Raw genomic sequence first — 18,760 nt, forward strand, 5'->3', positions numbered from 1 at the left:
AAACCCGCCCCACTACATCTAAGCTGATTCTTGGTGGCCCGGATCGCCCCGGAGTTTTTCTATAAACTCTGGATAATTTTCCATATCCTCTAAGGATTTTAGGGGTGGATGCGTTACCCGGTTCCCTTCTGCGTTGATTTTATCAACATAAGCATAGAATGCCTCATTATCATCTCGATGAGCGAGTACATAAGCGCGTAACTCTTTTTTGCTCATTTCATTGAAGTTGGGTTTCATATTTATTTAATCCATTCGACCTTGGGTTTAATTTCGATTTCGATTTCTTCACCAACTAAGATGAACACATTTCCTGTCCGCTCATCTATACGGACTAAATGAACACTCCGATACAATTTTGTTGCCCAGCAACAAAGAATGAAGGTTTGCCTCTGTGCTGTCGTGGGAATAGCTTCCACTCCTGAAACTCACCATCTTTCATTTTACACTTTTTGGCTAAAATTGCCATTCAGACAATCTTGAACTTTATTCACTTGTTTAGGCGTTTTCATTTGATTAAATATTTTAATAGCTTGCTGCCAGTGATTCTGAGCTATTTCTAATTCTCCCAAATCCCGGTAAGTCAGCCCGATGTAATAATTGCTAATCCCTAATTCGTACTTAGCACCAATTTTCGTATAAAATTCAATGGCTTGGTTTTGATATTTCAAAGAAGCTGAAAAATCATTACTTTCTCGAAAAACATCGCCCAGAATGTACCAGGCACGGGCGATGTCTGATGTAAAGTTGCAATTTTGGGCGATCGCCACAACTTGCCCTAAAGTTTGCTTAGCTTGTTCGTACTCGCCAATATGTTTTTGAGCTAAACCAGCCATATTCAAATCCCAACAAGCTTGCCAAGGCGGAACATTTTCTAAAGGTTGTTGTAAGTGTCTTTTAGCTTCTTTCAATGCTGCCTTGGCCTCACTCCCTTGTCCTAAATAAGAGCGCAGTAGAGCAACTTCGCAGTAACAACTATTTAACCGAGATTGAATTGCAGGAGATACTGGAGATAAAGCTAGATCGAGTTTTGCTTGGTAAATAGCTAATCCTAACTCGTATTCACCAGCAGCAATATAGCACAAACCCATATCACTATAGGAGTTGAATTCTGTCCATTTATCGCCTTCACGCTTAGCAGCAAATTGAGCTTGGCGGTGATATTCTAAAGCTACCTCAAAACCATCCGCTAGCAAATAGGCGTGACAGTCGCCGATGCAACGATACAGACTTGCTTCCCGGTTAGGCGAAACTCGATTTAACAGTTTTTCTGCTAATTCAAGAGTTTGGCTGATGTATCCCCAGGATAAAAAATATAGAAACAATTCTTCTGGTAAAATAGGTATAGCAGGGCGGCACAATACATCCCACGCTGAATCACAATCATGTATTTCTCGGAAATGATAATAAGCTTCTAAAACTTGCAAACCTAACTGAGGGGATTGAATGTGTTCTACACTGGTAAACCAATGTTGGGCGATCGCCCTTTGAGTTTGTTCCCATTCGCTGCTCTTTTGCAACTGATTCAAACCCGCCGCCCGAATTGCTGGGTGCATTCGGTATTTGCCCCGATGTAATTGTAGCAAGGAATAGTCGCACAACTGCCGCGTTACTTTCAATTGTTCTGCTGGCGTTACATCCCACAGCAAAGCCTTGATACAAGTATCTGGCAACCATTCAATTTCTTGATACCGACAAGCTCCCAAACGGCATAGCAAGCGGTAAGCTTGCTGAGAGTGAGCGTTGAGGCGATTTAGTTGATTGTTGATAAGAAACGAAAATGGATCTAGCTGCTGTAATTCCTGGCGGTTTTGTTGCCAAGCTTCGGCAATATCTCCGTCATAATTATTGTGAATATCATTGTACAGCACCTCCATTGCCAGAGCATTACCTTTGTAAACTGCGTGCATTTCTTGCAGAGCTTGTAAATCTTCCGAAGTTTTGGGAAATTCAAAATATTGTTGCCATGCTTCTGGACTCAAGCCTGTCAAACTGTGAGTTTGAACGCCTCTGATATCTGGTTCTTTTAATTTTTCTCTACTGGTAATCAGGGTGACTCCTTTGATTCTCGGATCGCACAGGACCCGCAGTAATTCTACATAATTGCGGTATTCAGGTAAAAACATACCGTTGCATAAGGCAGGTTCTAAGTTGTCTATGAAAATTGCGACTTTGATTTGACGCAGTTTTTTTTCTAGTAAGTTTAAACTGAGGCTAAAATCTCTGGGTGCATCTTCCTGAAAATCTTGTTGCAGCCAAGTTTGTACAAATGAATCGGCACTCCGCAAGTTTTCGGGAGTTAGGGCAATTTTCATATCTAAGATTTTTTCAAATTGGCAACTTGCTAAGTATTGCTGTGCTAAGGTGGTTTTTCCGATGCCGCCTTCTCCTACTATTATCAAAATTTTGAAATTTTCTGATGTCCATTTTTGGAGTTTGGCAATATCTGAAGTTCGTTCAACCCAGCGAGAATTTAATGGTTGTGTTTCTACAGGTTGCGCCGGGATTAATTCTGGCATGAATTGAAAAAACAATGACTGCAAATCTGACCAGCTTGAGCGCTTGTCGTCTCCCAAACCAAAGGCTTGATATGCTGCGGTCAAGTGTTGGCGTACAGTTGCTTCTGATTTAATTGCGAGAATTTTGGCGATTTGTTTGTTGGGTTTTCCAGCTAGTTTTTGCTGCAAAACTTGCTTGCATTTATTGCCTAAATTGTTGTAAATGGTGATAAACTCTGCTTGATTCATCGGTAGTTTACCTATAGGTATAAGTACGATCGCGCGGTGTATTTAGGGGGGATAACCCCTGGGATGTTTGAAAAAGTGTGATGTCTTAAGTGCGATCGCGTAGGGCAGCGAAATGTCATATCAAATCCGTTAGCATCGGAATTATAAAAACGGAGGACACGGCAGTGCCGTGTCCCTACGGCGATCAATTGTAGGGACACGGCACTGCCGTGTCCTCTATATCTATATCATTCCGATGCAACCGGATTTGATGTCAAAGGTTGGTGACTGCTGCCTGTGACTGCACAATTGTGAGTTTTGAATGTGCATTGATTTTACACTGAGTTACGGGTTAAAAGTTATTCAATAATTAAATTTTTGCAAACACCATTTTGGAGGTAAGAACTATGGATTTTCTGGCGGATGGGGATTGTGCGGATGCAAGGCTGCTATTTGTTGTGCGATCGCGGGTAATAGGTGCTTCACTGTCTGTGGCTTTGGGAGCGATCGTGTAAATGATTGTTACAAAAGCTGGAAGTATGCGTAAAAACATAGGGCTATTTCCGCAATGTCAATAAAGGCTGAAATTTAGGGAGTCAGAAGCTATGAGGTTTGTATCAGAGGATGCAGCAGGCGATCGGACTGACAAAGCAGGCGACAGCAACAGCAAAGCTAAGTCAACTCAGAAGGTGGAAACAGATATGTCATCAGCGCCAGAAAGCAAAGAGAATCCGATTAATCAGGTTTTGAATCAAGTTGAGAAGATTTTGTGTGAAACTTGGACAGAAACAGGGTTTGGACAGGTGATTATTGAGAGTGAGAGGAGAGAAAAGGGTAAAGGTAAGATTCAAGTGACTGTGAAAGGTTCTACTTTTTATCGGCATCACATTTCTGAGGAAGATATTCGGGAGTGGAATTCAAAGGAATAGGTGCGGGCTACCTCGCCTGGGCACTGAGACAGGGACTTATGTCCCTGTAGAATGTTGACAAACAGACGAGAATGGTGTATGTTTTTTTGTCAAGGTGAATAAAGCCTAAGTGTATCTACACTGCACGGCTGCGATGGCTGGCGGTATTAAAAGTTTGAATCATCTAAATAAACACAAAACCTAGTTCGAGACGATTGTGATTTTCGCGGGGCTGGGGAAGTGGTGATTTCGCATTATGTGCGATCGACCCTTCTCCGGCCTTTTGTTTTTCGATCCGCAAATTGACTTAACAAATTGGAGATTGAATATGGCTCGTTTAGATGGAACAGCGCAAAATGACCAACTCATTTGGTTGAATCCTGAACCCGTCGAAATTTATGGCTATGCTGGCGATGACACGCTAGTAGGCGATGCGGGAAACGATCTGATTGTTGGCGGTTCTGGAAGTGACAGTTTATTGGGAGATCCTGGTAACGATGTTATCTATGGTGGTCGGGATAGCGACTCTATGTATGGCGGATTGGGTGCAGATCAACTGTTTGGTGGCAAAGGAGATGATTATTTAGTCAGTGGCTTTGACACAGATACGCTGACAGGGGGTGGAGGTAGTGATACTTTTGGTGTCATCGGCGAAGGGGTAGCTATTATTACCGACTTTAATGCTGCTTTTGATTTCCTCCGACTGGTAGATAACCTGACAGGTTCTCGCGTTTTAGTTGCTCGTAATGACAGCAATAGTGTCGGAGTTTATGCTAGCAAAAATGGCAATTCTTCTTTTGATAAAGTCTTGGCATTGTTGACCAATTTTTCTGGTGATGTTGGCAGTGTTTCTGCGAAAATTATCGGTGGAAATGGGACAATAAGTCCGAGTCCAAATCCGAGTCCAAATCCGAGTCCAAATCCGAGTCCAAATCCGAGTCCAAATCCGAGTCCAAATCCATCGCCAAGTCCGAGTTCAACAGGAACCCCCGGCTTAGATCCAGAAGAGCGATCGGCTTTAGATTTCCTCAACTCTGCTCGGCAAAATCCCCAAGCCACAGGACAACAGTTAGGGATTGATCTGAGTGGAGTTACGCCTCGTCCTCCCTTAACACCCGATCCGATTTTAAATCAGGTTGCTCAGCAGCGAGCTGATGATTTGGCAGCTAGAAATTACTTCGCTCATGTAGATCCAGACGGTCTGGGCCCAAACATAAAGGTAGAGCGAGCTGGATATCCGCTGCCGTCGTTTTACTTGGGCAACCCCGCCAACAATTTCATTGAATCGCTATCGACCGTATACACCGTTGGCAATTCCTCTGGTGCTCAAACTTCAGGAAAAGATCAGATGGCAAATTTGCTCGTTGATGCTGGAATATCACCCCCTGGCCATCGGATTCACTTGCTAGCTCTTAATGATTTATACGGCAAGCATACGGATGTAGGTATCGGTTATACCAGCGTCACAAGAGGGAATCAAACCAACTACTATATGGCTGTTTTGACGGCCTATAAAGCTTGAAGGATATAACAACTAACAAGCGATAGCCTTTTCACAAAACAGGTGATTTTCCATAATTTTTTCAATCATATCATGTCCGTTTAATTCGGAATTGTATAAATTTTGGATGGCTGGTTTACCAACAATTATGGCCTAAAACCCACAATCTTATAAACCCGCCCCACCGATAAAAATCGGATGCTACCGGACATAATATCAGAGGTAATTATCGATCGGACTTAAAGCGCGATCGCCATTTCTTGACTTAGTTTTTTTTGCAAACCAATAGGTAGGAAAATTATGACTATCAAACGACAAGGGATTTATTTGATCGGAGAAGATACAGCCGACAATGTTGCACTCCAAGCTGGACAACTTCAGGAAGTGCCTGGAGGATTGGCAACTCGCAAAGGCAATGATACTGTCAGCGGTTCCTCTGATGCTGAAGTTGTATATGGTGGCAAAGGAAATGATGAAATTGAGGGCGGAGGTGGCAATGATTCCCTTCGCGGCGACAAAGATGAAGATACTGTTATCGGAGGAGATGGAGATGATTGCTTGTGCGGCGGTCAAGGCAATGATTCAATTGTCGGCGGTAGCGGCAATGATAGTTTGCACGGCGATCGGGGTATCGATACCCTAACAGGTGGCAGTGGCTCTGACACATTTTTTCTACTGTTAGATGATGAGAGTATTGATTACATTACCGATTATCAAAATGGAAGCGATCGCATTGCCAGCGACAACGGCATTTTGAATTTTGATAACTACACTTTTAGTGCGGGTACGGGTGCTAATGGTGCTAGTAGTGGCGACACGGTGATGATAGATAAAAGTACCAATCGGGCGATCGCGGTTTTGCTCAATGTTGCCAGTAGCACGTTTGCAGCTAGTCCCACACCAACACCAGCGCCGACACCAACACCAGCCCCAACTCCAGCCCCAACTCCAGCGCCAGCCCCAACACCAGCCCCAACACCAGCGCCGACACCAGCACCAACCCCTGCGTCAACTCCGGTGACAACACCGACTCCGGTGACAACACCAACACCAGCCCCAACACCAACACCAGCCCCAACACCGACTCCGGTGACAACACCAACTCCGGTGACAACACCAACACCAGCCCCAACACCAACACCAGCCCCAACACCGACTCCGGTGACAACACCAACTCCGGTGACAACACCAACTCCGGTGACAACACCAACTCCGGTGACAACACCAACTCCGGTGACAACACCAACTCCGGTGACGACTCCGACTCCGGTGACAACGCCAACTCCGGTGACAACGCCAACTCCGGTGACGACTCCGACTCCGGTGACAACGCCAACTCCGGTGACAACACCGACTCCGGCACCAGCATCATTCGATGAAAAGTTCTACCTTGTCAATAATTACGACGCTACCCAAGCGATTTTTGATAGCAAGGTAAAAAGTGGTTGGGAACACTACCAAACTATTGGCCAAGCTGAAGGTCGGGCCAGTGCTCCTTCTCAGGTAAGCACTTTCAACATCACATTTGACTATCGGTTTGATACCAATGGATACTTCAGTGACCCCATTGATGGCCCCAACCGCAAAGCTACTTTAGAAGCAGCAGCAGACTACTGGGAAGCTGTTATCCAAGATGAATTTCCCAATGTTCCCGTTGGTACTGAATTCTGGGTACAAGATCCTCAAAGTCCAACAGATGAAATTAAGAAGGTTGTTTTGGACAACGAGATTGACGATCTACTAATCTTTGTGGCTGCTCAACCTCTTGCGGGCTCTACTGGTTATACGACCCAGGGTGGTTTCACTGATGAAAAACGTTCTTCCTATGTTTTTCCGGATCGGATCAATGGGGTTAATTATGAACCTTTTGCAGCCAGGATCACATTTAATAGTGCAAACGTCACTGACATTACCCCATTTGACCTGAGCGATAATACTGATAATACCGGAGGTGGGAATCTTTTTATCACTGCCGCCCATGAAATAGAACACGCTCTAGGGATTGGCCTTGCACAAGTTTTCCGCGCAAGAACAGTTGGAGCCTCTTTTGACGGTCCCAATGCCAGATCTGCTAATGCAGGTAATCCTATTCCTCTTAGAGCCGACTTGGGACATCCAGCTAGTATTGTTAGTAAGGGTGGTTTGCCATCTCTTCTTGGTGACGGCGGTAATGCCAATGCCTTCATCCCCACCAAAGTTGATTTGGCACTACTTGCAGATATTGGCTACAAATTCCAAGGATTTACCGTTCAAGATTCAACGCCAACCACTGCAACTGAGGGAGATAATAAAGTCCTTGGTACAGATTTGGCTGATACCCTCAACGGTTTAGGGGGTAACGACACCATCAACGGTGTAGCTGGCAATGATAGCCTGATTGGAGGTGCTGGCAACGATGGGCTTGATGGTGGCGGTGGCAATGATACGCTGATTGGTGGTCTTGGCGAGGATGCCCTGACAGGAGGCCCTGGCAGCGATACCTTTATTTTTGATGTCGCAAGCGGTAAAGATGGGATAGCGGATTTTACGGTAGCTGATGACAAAATACAGTTGGCTGCTAGCTATGGATTTAAGGACGGAGCTGCTGTTTTAAGCGCACCTGGAAACTTCTTCAACGGCACAGTAAACGATGTCAATGGCAATCCCGATCCGGGTAAACGCTTTGCTCAAATCACTCTCGGCTCTAATTCGGGGAATGTTATTACGATCGTTTACGATAATAATCCCCTGACAGCCGCGAATTTCATCATTCTCTAAATCTAATCATCAAATAGGTTTGCGCTCCAGGCGATCGCCTCGACCTTTCTTGCGCGCGATCGCCATTGGTAGGGGCAATCCCCCGTGGTTGCCCCTTTTGCTTTTGCGATCGCGATGGGAGCCAAATCCTTAGAAAAAACCGAATAAATTCCAGCAAATCATTTATAAAATTTAGCAATAATGTCATGCGTCAAACTTTAGTTTTTCTGGCTATAACCACATTTCAAGTAACACAAATATCAGTAGTATTAGCTCAAAACAGTTCAGCATTTGAGCAGAGAATGATTTCCGAGATTAACCGAGCTAGAGAAAATCCTCCAGCTTATGCTGATTGGCTGCAAAGAGTCAAACAAACATACGATCCTGCTACCAGATCCTTCCAAATTCCTGGGCAAAATAGTCGATTTGGTGTGTTTGGAGACTTAGCAGCATTTGATGAAGCAATTAGTGCCCTTAAAAGAACTTCTCCAATCCCAACACTTCGTACATCTAATGGACTTGGTTCAGCAGCAGCAGATCATGCTCGCGAACAGTCAGTTGCTACATCTTTTAGCCAGATAAGTCACACTGGAAGAGATGGTAGTAATATAGGTGATAGAGTAAATCGTTACGGCTCCAGTAGGGGCGTTGTAGCGGAAAATATTGGAGCTGGTTCCTCACCTGAATTTATTGTAATGAACTTGATGCTCGATTACTGGGAAGCTAGTCGTGGACATAGAAAAAACTTTCTAAATTCAACTTTTAGATTAATGGGAGTAGGTTGTGGTAACTCATCTATAGCAGGTGTGGGAAAAGTCTGTGTAATGAACTTTGCTCAAGAGTATTCTGAGAATAGAGGAAACCTTCCTAATCAATTCCCGAATCAAACTGATAGACCACCTAGAGATACAAATCAGCCTAGACAACTTAATCTTACAGGCAAATGGGTAATTGAGACTGGGAGTTTTAAGTTCTTATCCAATGATGTAAATAATTCCTGTGTGTCAGCGCCAGAACTTGGAACTGGTTATTCTCCAATTACAATCCGTCAAAGTGGGAGCCAGCTAATACTTTCAGGTGTTTATCAGAGATATAACAATATTACGAATAGTCGAATTTCAGGTACTCAATTTGAAGCAATTGCTATGTTTGGGAATTTAGCATTACTAAGATATAGTGGTTCTGTGAGCTTGGATGGTAGACAAATTACAGGTACTATAGTGTGTGGTAACAGAGGAGCAAACATACCATTTATAATGAGGAAATCTTGATAAGAAATTTTCGCTACACCAGATAAGCTGAGAATTGTCAGGCTAGTTTGCATCATTTGTTGGTGGGTTAGGGCTGGTTTTTATAATTTGTCGATCGGTGTCAAATATCTAGGCGAACCCAACCTGCAATGCCTGTAAAATATGAGGATAAATTTGTAGGGGCTGGTTCGCCGCTCGATTATGCCACCCACAAATAATCTTGACAAACCCGCCCCCACCCAACCGTGAAACTTCTTGCTATAACAATATACGCGATCGTCCTTATTCCATCCATGTTTATCTGCGGTAAAAAAGGGCGATCTCTTTTCTTTTGTGAAGTGCTATCGATCTTTAAATATATAATTTTAAATCGCTTGTACTAATATTACAAAATTAAGTAAATGAAACTACCTAATGATACCATTATTACTGAAGCAAAAATAACTCAATACTTGCTCAAGTTCTTAGTAGAAGATGATAAATCTTTGTTTCTTGCACGAGCCAATTACACCCTAGACAAATGGCAACAACTAGAACAAGACTTAAGAGAACAAATTTTGCCTCTGGATGCAACACCAACCGAACAAACGCGCTATGGTAATAAGTATGAAATTCGCGGCACGTTAACTGGCCCTAACGGCATAAGCCTGTGAGTAGTGACTGTTTGGATGACTGAGTTTCCCTCACAAAAAACCAAGTTTATCACCCTATATCCCAATAAGGAGGTATGAAAATGAAATTTCCCTTGTTTAAAAGAGTAGCATTACGAACAGATGTACCCAAGTACAAACTCTGTCGAGGAGATATTGCCACTATTGTTGAGCATCATCCCCACCCCGATGAGGATGGCTACAGTCTCGAAGTTTTTAATGCTTTAGGTGAAACTATAGCTGTAATTACCTTAGCTGAGTCGCAAATTGAACCGTTGATGTCTAATGAAGTTTTGCGTGTCAGGACTTTGACCGAGGCTGCATAAACAGTCCTGGACGCACGGGCGGTCAGAAACCGGGTTTGTTACCAAATCTGCGATGTTCCAACGAAGTATTTTCCTAAAAAAAACCGGTTTTTTGACCCCAATGCGTCCAGGACTAAACGTAAACTTAAATAAAATTCAACGATGGTTAAATTATGTCATCACTAATCTTAACGCGCATTTTCCTCGCAACAGCAGCCGTCTTCGGAGGTTTATCCGTTGCAGGCGGTGCTTTTGCCTCCCACGCTTTGAAAAGTCACTTGGGCGATCGAGCTTTAGCAATTTTTGAAACTGCAGCCCGATATCAAATGTACCACGCCCTAGCTCTATTGCTCGTAGCTTTACTATTAAGCCGCGCCCCAGAGTCTCAAACCTTTTTTGCAGTGGCTGGATGGGCTTTTATTGCCGGCACGATCGTTTTTTCAGGAAGTTTGTACGCCCTGAGTTTGACTGACATCAAATGGCTGGGTGCCATTACGCCGCTGGGCGGAGTTGCTTTTATTGTCGGTTGGGGATGTTTGGCCGTCGCAGCTTTCTCTTTCAAATAACCTGTTGCTAAATTTTGACAATAACTGCCAACAACCAACAACCAACTGCTTTCCTAACAACTGCCAACTAATAACGGACTAATTATCAAAGACATCGCTGGAAAACATCTCTGTCACAGTCCGCAAGTAAGGTAAAAATACCATTAAATCTTCAGCAGGAAGCCGATCGGATATTTCCCAAAACAAAATCAGCAGCATATCCTGCACTAACTCCCAACTTACATGAAGTTTTGGGTAAAGCATCACGCACATTGGAAACAATTCTTGCTGTACCGGGCCAATGCTTTCTTCCAAAACGCACCAACACAAATAGCTTTGAAAAATTTCGACATCCCGGATACTAGAATTTTTTACATCGCGATCGCTCAAATAACCGCTGCTGCTGCGGTATCCTTGATGCTGGGAACTAGCGCGATCGTACACTGCACTAGCAATCTGAGTCGCGTGCTGCAACAAATGCTGAACCGCTAACATAGCTTTTGAATTCGGTGGCTGATTCGCAGCAGCCTCGTTAATCTCTCCGTAGGGACTGTGCAGGTAGTCATCTACAACTTTTAAGTAGGGTGTAAATTCCGATCGCTCTGACTCCGAAAGACATCCTAACAAGATTCTGCTAGTATATTGAAACTCCAACGTCACAAATCCTAGCACTAAGGAATCTCTCTGTGAGTATTTCCGCCTCACTTTGACAATATCTTTTCCCACCAGCACTGACAAACGAGAAGCTGGTTCTCTATCGCCGTAAGCGTCTATTGCTTTGCGATATAAAGCGCGAGTGTCGGCCAAAATTTCTTCACGATCGATTAAGCTCGCATCGATCGCCTGCTGCTCTATTTGTCCCCCTAAAATAGCTTCTACTTTATTCCAAGCTATCTCGCTACCTACTTTTAGGGTATCTATCAATTTGTCAACAATTTGGGCTCGGTTTTCATCAAAGTTATTTGACTGCGGGCTGTGGGGAATTTGCCGCGACGTTTGTTTTTCTCGTGCTTCGACTGTATTGTAATATTTTTTTGCCCAGCTAACTGCTAAGGAAGAAACATTAACACCCCCCGCCTCGGGATTTTTTTGAATGTCAGATTCATTCATACCCCGTGTTAGAAAACTGTCGCCCTGTTGAATCTCGTCGGTTGCTGATAAAGACTTCAAATATAGTTGTGAAATACTTGTCATGATAAACCTCGTTTTGTGATAAAGTCGCACCCGCTCGATTTCCTGATTTTTAAAGTTGTTAACTGCAATTTTCTCCATTTTGAGGCTAAAAGTCATCTGCCATTGTGCTTAAAACTATAAGCTATTTAGCTTGACTGCCTGCATCTTTTATAGATTGTACGTTAATAGCGCTATTGATTGTGCGCTGGATCACAGGGAGACGGCGATCTTCATAGCCTTTTTCAAGCGTGGTGAGGAGTCAATCTATTTTAGATACTTCGGCTCACTTAGACTTGCTTCGACTTCGCGGGTTCACAAGACGCGAGTGTGCAAGTCGCTCAGTAAGAATTTTAGATTTTAGGTTTTAGATTGGGGGATTTGGGGATTGAGAAATTAATCAATTGAGGGATACCTCATCAGTCTATTTTAGATTTTAGATTAGGGGATTTGGGGATTGAGAAATTGTTCAACTGAGGGATACCTCCTATGAGAGATAGAACTGCTATAGCCTTTCTGTGCTATCATAGGAGGTACTATGCGGCATAGGGCATCGGCCCGCGCAGGGCATAGAACCTAAAAGCATACCTCACTTTTTTGATAACCGCTATATACCTTAATTCTTTTCTCGAACTGTCAACTGTTTGCTGTGAACTATTTGCTGAAAAGGGGGATGCTTTAAACCCATTTTTTTGTTGTAAAAAAGGCTGAAAATAAATTCAACTTGTCTTAAAAGCTGACAATTAAAGTTTAGTTGACCTCAAAAAAACTGCTGATTTAAATTTTTAGTCTTTGTTTTGGCTCGTTTTTGTCCATCCCTGCTTTCTCAAAGAATCTACCCTACATCACAATCTAACGATAACTTTGATTAATTGATTTCGGTGAAGCAAGAAAATTATTTTCAGCCTGGCGATTGTGAGAAAACACTAACACATTCTAAGAGAGGCTTTTATAAATAAATAATTAAATTTATGATGATAGTAAAATTTATGTGACAGTTCGCGATCGCCCTCGGACTAATTGATTCCGGGTTTTTTGATGAATCGCCCGCAATTTTTCCCCGTCTATTCGATCGCCCAACCAGCTTTCAAAACCCGAATTTAGATCAACTCGCGCGCCCAATATCAGATTTTACCAACTCTAGCTGCTTCGAGTCCTCTGCCAAAAGTCGGATCGGGCTCACACAAGGATAGGATCGGGTTGATTGGGCTTGGCGCGGGGATTCTTGCTGGCGATCGCTTCGGCGCACCTCAAAAAGACCGCGGCCACTACGTCTTTAAGGCTATGCCTTCGGGTAGGATTAGTAGGACGAGAGGAAGTGATAAAATGAGCGCCAGCAATTCAACAGAAATTAAGTTCGGAACCGATGGGTGGCGAGGATTGATTGCCCGTGACTTTACTTTTGCCAACGTGCGAAAAGTCACTAGGGCGATCGCCAGTTACCTGGAAACTGCTTACACCAAAGACCGCCCAGTTCTAGTCTCCTACGATACCCGCTTTTTGGCAGACGAGTTCGCCCGCACGTCGGCGGAAATATTGGCAGATTTGGGATGGACTGTGCTTGTGGTCGATCGAGATTGTCCGACACCAGTCATCGCCTACAGCGCCAAGCATCTAAACTCCGCAGGCGCTTTGATGTTCACCGCATCGCACAATCCCGCACCTTACTGCGGCATCAAATACATCCCCGACTACGCCGGCCCGGCTACCCCAGAAATTACCGATACGATTGTGGCAAATATTGCTGGTGCTTCTGATGCGCCAGCAATCGGTAGCCACAACGATAAAATCTCCACTTTCGATCCGAAACCCGAATATCTGAAGTTTCTTTATGCCTCGATCGATGTGGAGCGGATTCGCTCTGCTAAGTTAAAGGTCAAGTACGACGCTCTCTATTCGACTTCTCGCGGTTATCTTGACGAAGTTTTGGAACACTGCGGCTGTGATGTCGAAAGTTTTCACACCTACCGCGACGTGCTGTTTGGTGGCGGAATGCCCGAACCCAAGGGCGAACAGTTAGTCGAGTTGGTGGAATCTGTTAAAAAGGATTCGGCTGATTTAGGTTTGGCCACCGATGGCGATGCCGATCGCTTTGGTATTGTTGATGAGTTGGGAAATGTCTTAACTCCCAACACTGTGCTGTTGCTCTTGGGCCGCCACTTGGTTAAGAATAAAGGCTTGACTGGGGCGATCGTCCGTACCGTCGCAACTACCCACTTGCTCGACAATATGGCCGCCAAATACGGTTTAAAAATCTACGAAACCGCAGTCGGTTTTAAATACATCGGCGAAAAAATGCGGGAAACTGCGGTGCTCATTGGAGGCGAAGAGTCTGGCGGTTTGAGCGTTTTGGGTCACATCCCCGAAAAAGACGGGATTTTGGCTGATATGCTAGTTGCTGAGGCGATCGCCTACGAAGGCAAACCGCTTTCTCAGCTAGTCGAAGAAGCCATCAAAGAAGCCGACGGCCCCCTGTACAACAAACGCTTGGACTTGCACCTAGAGGAAGCCCACAAAGCAGCCGTTTTGGATTCTTTTACCAAGAATCCCCCCACGGAAATAGCGGGTATCGGCGTTAAGGAAATCGGCCGCAAAGACGGCATTAAACTTTATCTAGAAGACGGCGGTTGGGTACTCCTGCGGCCTTCGGGAACCGAACCTTTGATGCGCGTTTACATGGAAACCAATTCTGTGGAAAAAGAAACCAAAGTTGCTGAATACATGGAAAAGGTTATTTCCCATTTAGAACCTGCTTAATTTTTCACCTATTCCAATGCGGGGTTTTTTCCCTAGGCCTTGAGATTGTATGGTGCGCGCAGCGCGCACCTCATCTAGGGCTTGAGTCCGTAGGGTGCGTCAGCAATGATCCGATCTGTGTTTAGCCAAGATTTTACAACTGACGCACCCTATTAAAACAACTAAAATTAATCATCGATACTGCTCGGCCAGTCATATATAGCCTTTCTCAAGCGTCGTGACGTATGCCTTATGCCCAATGCCGCATAGTACCTCATCTTTCTGAGAAAGGCTATACTTGCAATACAGTCCGACTTGTTACAGTTTATTTTTATTTGTTTAAATATTTAAAAAAAACCTCATTTTTTTTAGTATCTACTTGACTTTTCCTGATATTTTATTGTATATTATTTAATAATGGGATGGTTGCAAAAATAATATTTTGACACAGATTTCTATTATACAATAAGTATATCAGTTAAATTGTTAGCTTGTCAAGCCTTTTATGAAAACAATTCCTCAGCTCGCCATTAGTTTTTTATTAGCAATTTTGGCCGGCGCGATCGGCATAATCTCAGTACAGAACGCCGCCCCAGTATCCTTAAACTTTATCTTTTTTAAATCCATACAAATGCCCGTAGGATTAGTATTGGCGACGAGTATTAGTGCAGGACTGATCGGCGGTGCGCTGCTGCAACCGCTGTGGAACCTTTCTGAGTCCCAAGGTTCGCGTTCCAACTTTCAGGCAAATTCACAGGACTCCGACACCGCAGAATATTAAGTTAATTTGCTGAATGCTTAGATTGAATACACCTGACCGTCAATCAACAGCCGAGTAATTCCCTTGGCTAGCAGGTAAGGCGCAGCTTTTTGCAGCATCCGGCCGTCAGGAATCTTGAAAACTCTTTGATTGCGAGTGGCAAATCGGCGCGCTACTCGGTGATTGTCAAATACTGGCAGGGTTTTTTCGCGAATTTCGATCGCCGGAATTTGACCGAGTTCGCCAAAAGCTTTCAGAGGTCTAGTGATTAACTCGGACGCCCGATCGACTACTAAATAGCAAATTTGGGGTACAGATGCTTCGCTTAAAGGCAAAACTTGAATCACCCCAGTAGCCCGAAACTCGCTCGAATCCCCCGACATCGAACCCAGCAGGCTGGCTTCAAAGAGAGAATTTTCATCCTCTAAATCTTCGTCGAAATCGTCTAAATCGTCCGCGTCGTCCTCATCTAAATCGTCCTCATCTAAATCGTCCTCATCTTCCTCGAAATCGCTAAAATCTTCACCCGCCACCTTTTCTGCTTCTAAAAGCACAGGCTGCTGTTCCCCAGTCACAGCAGCGCTGTCGCTGCGATCGACATCGGTTGATAAAGTAGTATCTGGCAAAGCCGAAACCAAATCCGACTGGGCATTTGATAAAGAACGCTTTGTCGGAGTCGGCCTCGAATTTGAGGCTGATTTCGGGACAGGGACTGACTCCGACAGGGGGACACCTGCAGGATCGGTTTCGCCCTCAGCAGCCGGGGATGCAGTCTCATCTTTCGGCTCAGAAACTGTGCTGCTGGTGGAGGAACGCTTTTGTTTTTGCTGGACTAGAAATTCGTATTCCGACTCCGACAAAGCGCCCTGAATGATGCGCCTGACTGTCGAACTACTTACTCCGTAGCGCTTTGCTAGAGTGATAGTATTCTCGTCCGACTGTCGGTACAGCCGCAGGAGTTCCCGTTTGTCTGAATCGGATAGTTTTGTGGGCGTCATGCCAAATTTTCCAGCAAAAAAATGTGAAAAAACGCAGGAAGTGCGATCGGCGAACTGTGATTTTTCATTTTCGATTTAAAGTTGACAGATGCCGGCAAGGGCAAAACAGCTTTCGCGTTTCCATCTCTTGCCGAAGCAACCCCAATCTCCCATTGCTACGCGGAGCGACGACTCCGCCTGTTCTGGCGAGAACGGGTTGAGATGTCATGTTCCAAGACAGCTCCTATTCCGAACAGGATGCCGCTGAAAACAAAAAAGACTTCCAGCAAACTGCCGCTTTGATAACTACCCTCAGCCTGAGTATCGCGCCATTTAAAGTACATATCTGCGACGTAAAGCGAAAAAGTTGCAGCCGCAATCATTCGCCAAGATTGCGAAAAACGTCCTCCCCAAAATGCCAACAGCAGTGCAGTAGCAATAATCAGCAGAAAAACGTCCCCGACGATGTAAAACAAATTGATTGCATAGGCGTAAGGCGACAGTTGCTTCTCAAGTGCCATCACCCATGCGGGAGTTTTACTTGGTTCTGCTGCTTCTTCTTCTTCGGGTGCGGATTTAGCAGCAGTCGCAGCTGCTCCTTTTTCCTTTGAGTTGGATGAATTGTCCAAAGCAGGCGCTTTTCCTGGGGCAGCCGTTGCTGGTGCAGATTCTGTCACTACTTCCTGGGTGGCTGCCGGGGCCATTCCTACCTGTGCCCTCCAAGAGTCAGGTGCAGCAACCCAGATAGCTACAGCAATCCCGAAGGCTGCAATTCCCGCTAACAAACCCCACTGCCAAATTTCTAGATTCAGCCGCTTGGAAGTCACGGCTATAACCATGCCCCCGATCAATGCCACATAACTGACCAGATAAAACGCATCTGCCGGGGACACGTCCGGGTCTAACTCGAAATAGAGTTCCCAAATCCCGAACAGCACGCCGCCGATCAAATAGAAGAGCATCCCCAAACCAATTCCCAGCCAGACGTTGCGCCCGCTGACCATGTGCGGGCTTTGCCAGTTTCTAAAACAGACTAAAGTCGCTCCCAAGTATGCTCCGCATTCAAAAATAAGAGTGCCGATCGAGTACCAAAGAGGTAAGCCCTCTTCTGGTGAGAGGGGAACGCTGAACAGCAAAAAGAACAGCAGTGCCATTACAGCCCAGACAATGCCCACAATTACTAGGGTCTGAGCTGACAGTAAAGATGCAGATGTAGATGACTTTTCTGAAGTGCTACTCATAGGGATTTCACGAAACCTAACTAGCGGTTGAACCCACCCCATCTCAATTTGTGATTGTAGATGAGGATTCTTTCGCCACATAACCTTTGTCTGACGCTCCCGGAAAAACTGGCGTCCTCAGCGTGCCGTCGGGATTTTTGCCCTCGTACACTAAGAGAAAGACTAAGCAAGAATAATATCTATTTACTAATTCGAGGAATTAGTTGTTAGTCGATCTTTTGTCCGGAAATAATAATAAATGATAGAAGTAAGGTCTGTGTCTTCACCATTAAGGCTTTTACAGTACCAAATCCATCTCTGAAATCATACCCTCAAATGTTGCTGTCTCTGTTGTTTTTGTTTCGCACTACCCCAATCAGATCGATGATTGTGGGTGGGGACTGCGATCGAAATTTAGTTAAATTGCTAGACTGTAGGTGGCACCAAAACCGACTCAACAATTTGGTTGTTCGTACAAGTTGGCATTCCCACCTGTATATCCCGTAGCCCCTACAGTGCAATTATCTCAGCTTAATTATCTGCTGCCAATTGTCTGAGCAATTGTCAAAGATTGTTTATGCTGCAATCCATAACTTGTTGAGGGCTGATTGTTTCAGCCAATCTAAAAATTGAGTGCGATCCGGTGCTGGCATATCTTGCAGTACATCGCTCACTCCCTCAGCGAAGCCCGTATCGCCAAAATATGATTTGCCCAAACGGTGGAGTTCTTGCAATAAGGTTTTGAGATGTTGCTCTTGCCAAGGGGGCACCTTATGATTTTGCAAGGGACTAACGGTCAGCCAATTTTTGATCGCATCAGCCGAGTCTGCCTGGGGGAAGTTGCCCTGCTGAAATATCTTGGCGATATCTTTCTGAAACGATGCGGCTTGCCTTGCGCCTAAGAGGTCTTCTACATCGAAGTAAACAGCTTGGAGCAGCAGCAGGCAACCCTGCGCGAACAGCGGTGATGATGCAGATTCTGTACCTGCTTGTTCTTCACCCGCAAGCTGATCTAAACGGACTTTTCCCCAGACGCTATACCTATCCGGCTCTTCTAGCAGAACGCAGGCTTTGCCTCGATTGTCGGTTAAGTCCCGCCACAAGGCTCTGGCGTCTTCTGCTTGTTTGCCGTTGAAGGCGCTGATCAGGCGAAAAGTCTGCCCCTGATAATTGAGAATGGGAATTTGTTGATCCCGTTTTGGATGTTGATAATTGGTTATTTCAACGTCCTGCCGTTTCAGAATAAACATGACACTGCGATTTGACTCCTGTCATGGCC

At 44.8% G+C, this 18,760-nt stretch carries 16 protein-coding genes; 9 read left to right on the top strand and 7 right to left on the bottom strand.

The window, feature by feature from the left end; genetic code table 11:
* Window positions 1-18 precede the first annotated feature (18 nt).
* From IQ263_RS14530 to IQ263_RS14535, 3 genes are read right to left on the bottom strand one after another with little or no spacing between them, the layout of a single operon-like run.
* Complete coding sequence (locus IQ263_RS14530; protein WP_194068052.1) at window positions 19-237, bottom strand: DUF6887 family protein; 219 nt, start codon at window positions 235-237, stop codon at window positions 19-21.
* 2 nt (window positions 238-239) lie between these two features.
* Window positions 240-416, bottom strand: coding sequence for a DUF6888 family protein (locus tag IQ263_RS30115; RefSeq protein WP_442922469.1), 177 nt, complete (start codon window positions 414-416; stop codon window positions 240-242).
* Window positions 417-440: 24 nt separating this feature from the next.
* Entirely contained in the window at window positions 441-2,744 is a 2,304-nt protein-coding gene (locus tag IQ263_RS14535; RefSeq protein WP_194068053.1) for a tetratricopeptide repeat protein, read from the bottom strand.
* A gap of 584 nt (window positions 2,745-3,328) precedes the next feature.
* Here IQ263_RS14535 and IQ263_RS14540 point away from each other — a divergent pair.
* From IQ263_RS14540 to IQ263_RS14570, 7 genes are all read left to right on the top strand, one after another.
* On the top strand, window positions 3,329-3,652 hold the full coding sequence (locus IQ263_RS14540) for a hypothetical protein (RefSeq protein WP_228050056.1): 324 nt from the start codon (window positions 3,329-3,331) through the stop codon (window positions 3,650-3,652).
* Window positions 3,653-3,959: 307 nt separating this feature from the next.
* Entirely contained in the window at window positions 3,960-5,153 is a 1,194-nt protein-coding gene (locus tag IQ263_RS14545) for a CAP domain-containing protein (protein WP_194068054.1), read from the top strand.
* Between the two features lie 279 nt (window positions 5,154-5,432).
* Window positions 5,433-7,889, top strand: coding sequence for a calcium-binding protein (locus IQ263_RS14550; RefSeq protein ID WP_194068055.1), 2,457 nt, complete (start codon window positions 5,433-5,435; stop codon window positions 7,887-7,889).
* A gap of 185 nt (window positions 7,890-8,074) precedes the next feature.
* Window positions 8,075-9,139, top strand: a complete 1,065-nt coding sequence (locus tag IQ263_RS14555; protein WP_194068056.1) for a CAP domain-containing protein — start codon at window positions 8,075-8,077, stop codon at window positions 9,137-9,139.
* A gap of 380 nt (window positions 9,140-9,519) precedes the next feature.
* Window positions 9,520-9,771: a DUF6883 domain-containing protein gene (locus tag IQ263_RS14560; RefSeq protein ID WP_228050057.1), complete on the top strand. Its 252-nt coding sequence runs from the start codon at window positions 9,520-9,522 to the stop codon at window positions 9,769-9,771.
* A gap of 80 nt (window positions 9,772-9,851) precedes the next feature.
* A complete protein-coding gene (locus tag IQ263_RS14565) occupies window positions 9,852-10,094 on the top strand; it encodes a DUF4926 domain-containing protein (RefSeq protein ID WP_194068057.1) in 243 nt (80 codons plus the stop codon).
* 152 nt (window positions 10,095-10,246) lie between these two features.
* Entirely contained in the window at window positions 10,247-10,639 is a 393-nt protein-coding gene (locus tag IQ263_RS14570) for a DUF423 domain-containing protein (RefSeq protein ID WP_194068058.1), read from the top strand.
* A 78-nt stretch (window positions 10,640-10,717) separates the two neighbouring features.
* Here IQ263_RS14570 and IQ263_RS14575 read toward each other — a convergent pair whose 3' ends face one another.
* The gene (locus IQ263_RS14575) at window positions 10,718-11,908 is read right to left on the bottom strand and encodes a hypothetical protein (RefSeq protein ID WP_228050058.1); all 1,191 of its coding nucleotides are present in this window, start codon (window positions 11,906-11,908) and stop codon (window positions 10,718-10,720) included.
* 1,080 nt (window positions 11,909-12,988) lie between these two features.
* Here IQ263_RS14575 and IQ263_RS14580 point away from each other — a divergent pair.
* Together IQ263_RS14580 and IQ263_RS14585 are read left to right on the top strand one after the other, a co-directional pair.
* Window positions 12,989-14,545, top strand: coding sequence for a phosphoglucomutase/phosphomannomutase family protein (locus IQ263_RS14580; RefSeq protein ID WP_486579324.1), 1,557 nt, complete (start codon window positions 12,989-12,991; stop codon window positions 14,543-14,545).
* A gap of 484 nt (window positions 14,546-15,029) precedes the next feature.
* Window positions 15,030-15,305 carry a lipopolysaccharide assembly protein LapA domain-containing protein gene (locus IQ263_RS14585; RefSeq protein WP_194068060.1) on the top strand — a complete coding sequence of 92 codons (276 nt, stop codon included), beginning with the start codon at window positions 15,030-15,032 and terminating at the stop codon, window positions 15,303-15,305.
* Between the two features lie 17 nt (window positions 15,306-15,322).
* Here the strand turns inward: IQ263_RS14585 and IQ263_RS14590 are convergent, their stop codons facing one another.
* The 3 genes from IQ263_RS14590 to IQ263_RS14600 form a co-directional block, all read right to left on the bottom strand.
* Window positions 15,323-16,282 carry a hypothetical protein gene (locus IQ263_RS14590; protein ID WP_194068061.1) on the bottom strand — a complete coding sequence of 320 codons (960 nt, stop codon included), beginning with the start codon at window positions 16,280-16,282 and terminating at the stop codon, window positions 15,323-15,325.
* Between the two features lie 155 nt (window positions 16,283-16,437).
* Window positions 16,438-17,502, bottom strand: a complete 1,065-nt coding sequence (locus tag IQ263_RS14595; RefSeq protein ID WP_194068062.1) for a hypothetical protein — start codon at window positions 17,500-17,502, stop codon at window positions 16,438-16,440.
* Between the two features lie 554 nt (window positions 17,503-18,056).
* Window positions 18,057-18,731: an Npun_F0813 family protein gene (locus tag IQ263_RS14600; RefSeq protein ID WP_194062548.1), complete on the bottom strand. Its 675-nt coding sequence runs from the start codon at window positions 18,729-18,731 to the stop codon at window positions 18,057-18,059.
* Window positions 18,732-18,760: the final 29 nt, after the last annotated feature.

This window comes from Tychonema sp. LEGE 06208, from assembly GCF_015207505.1.
Taxonomy (GTDB): domain Bacteria; phylum Cyanobacteriota; class Cyanobacteriia; order Cyanobacteriales; family Microcoleaceae; genus Microcoleus.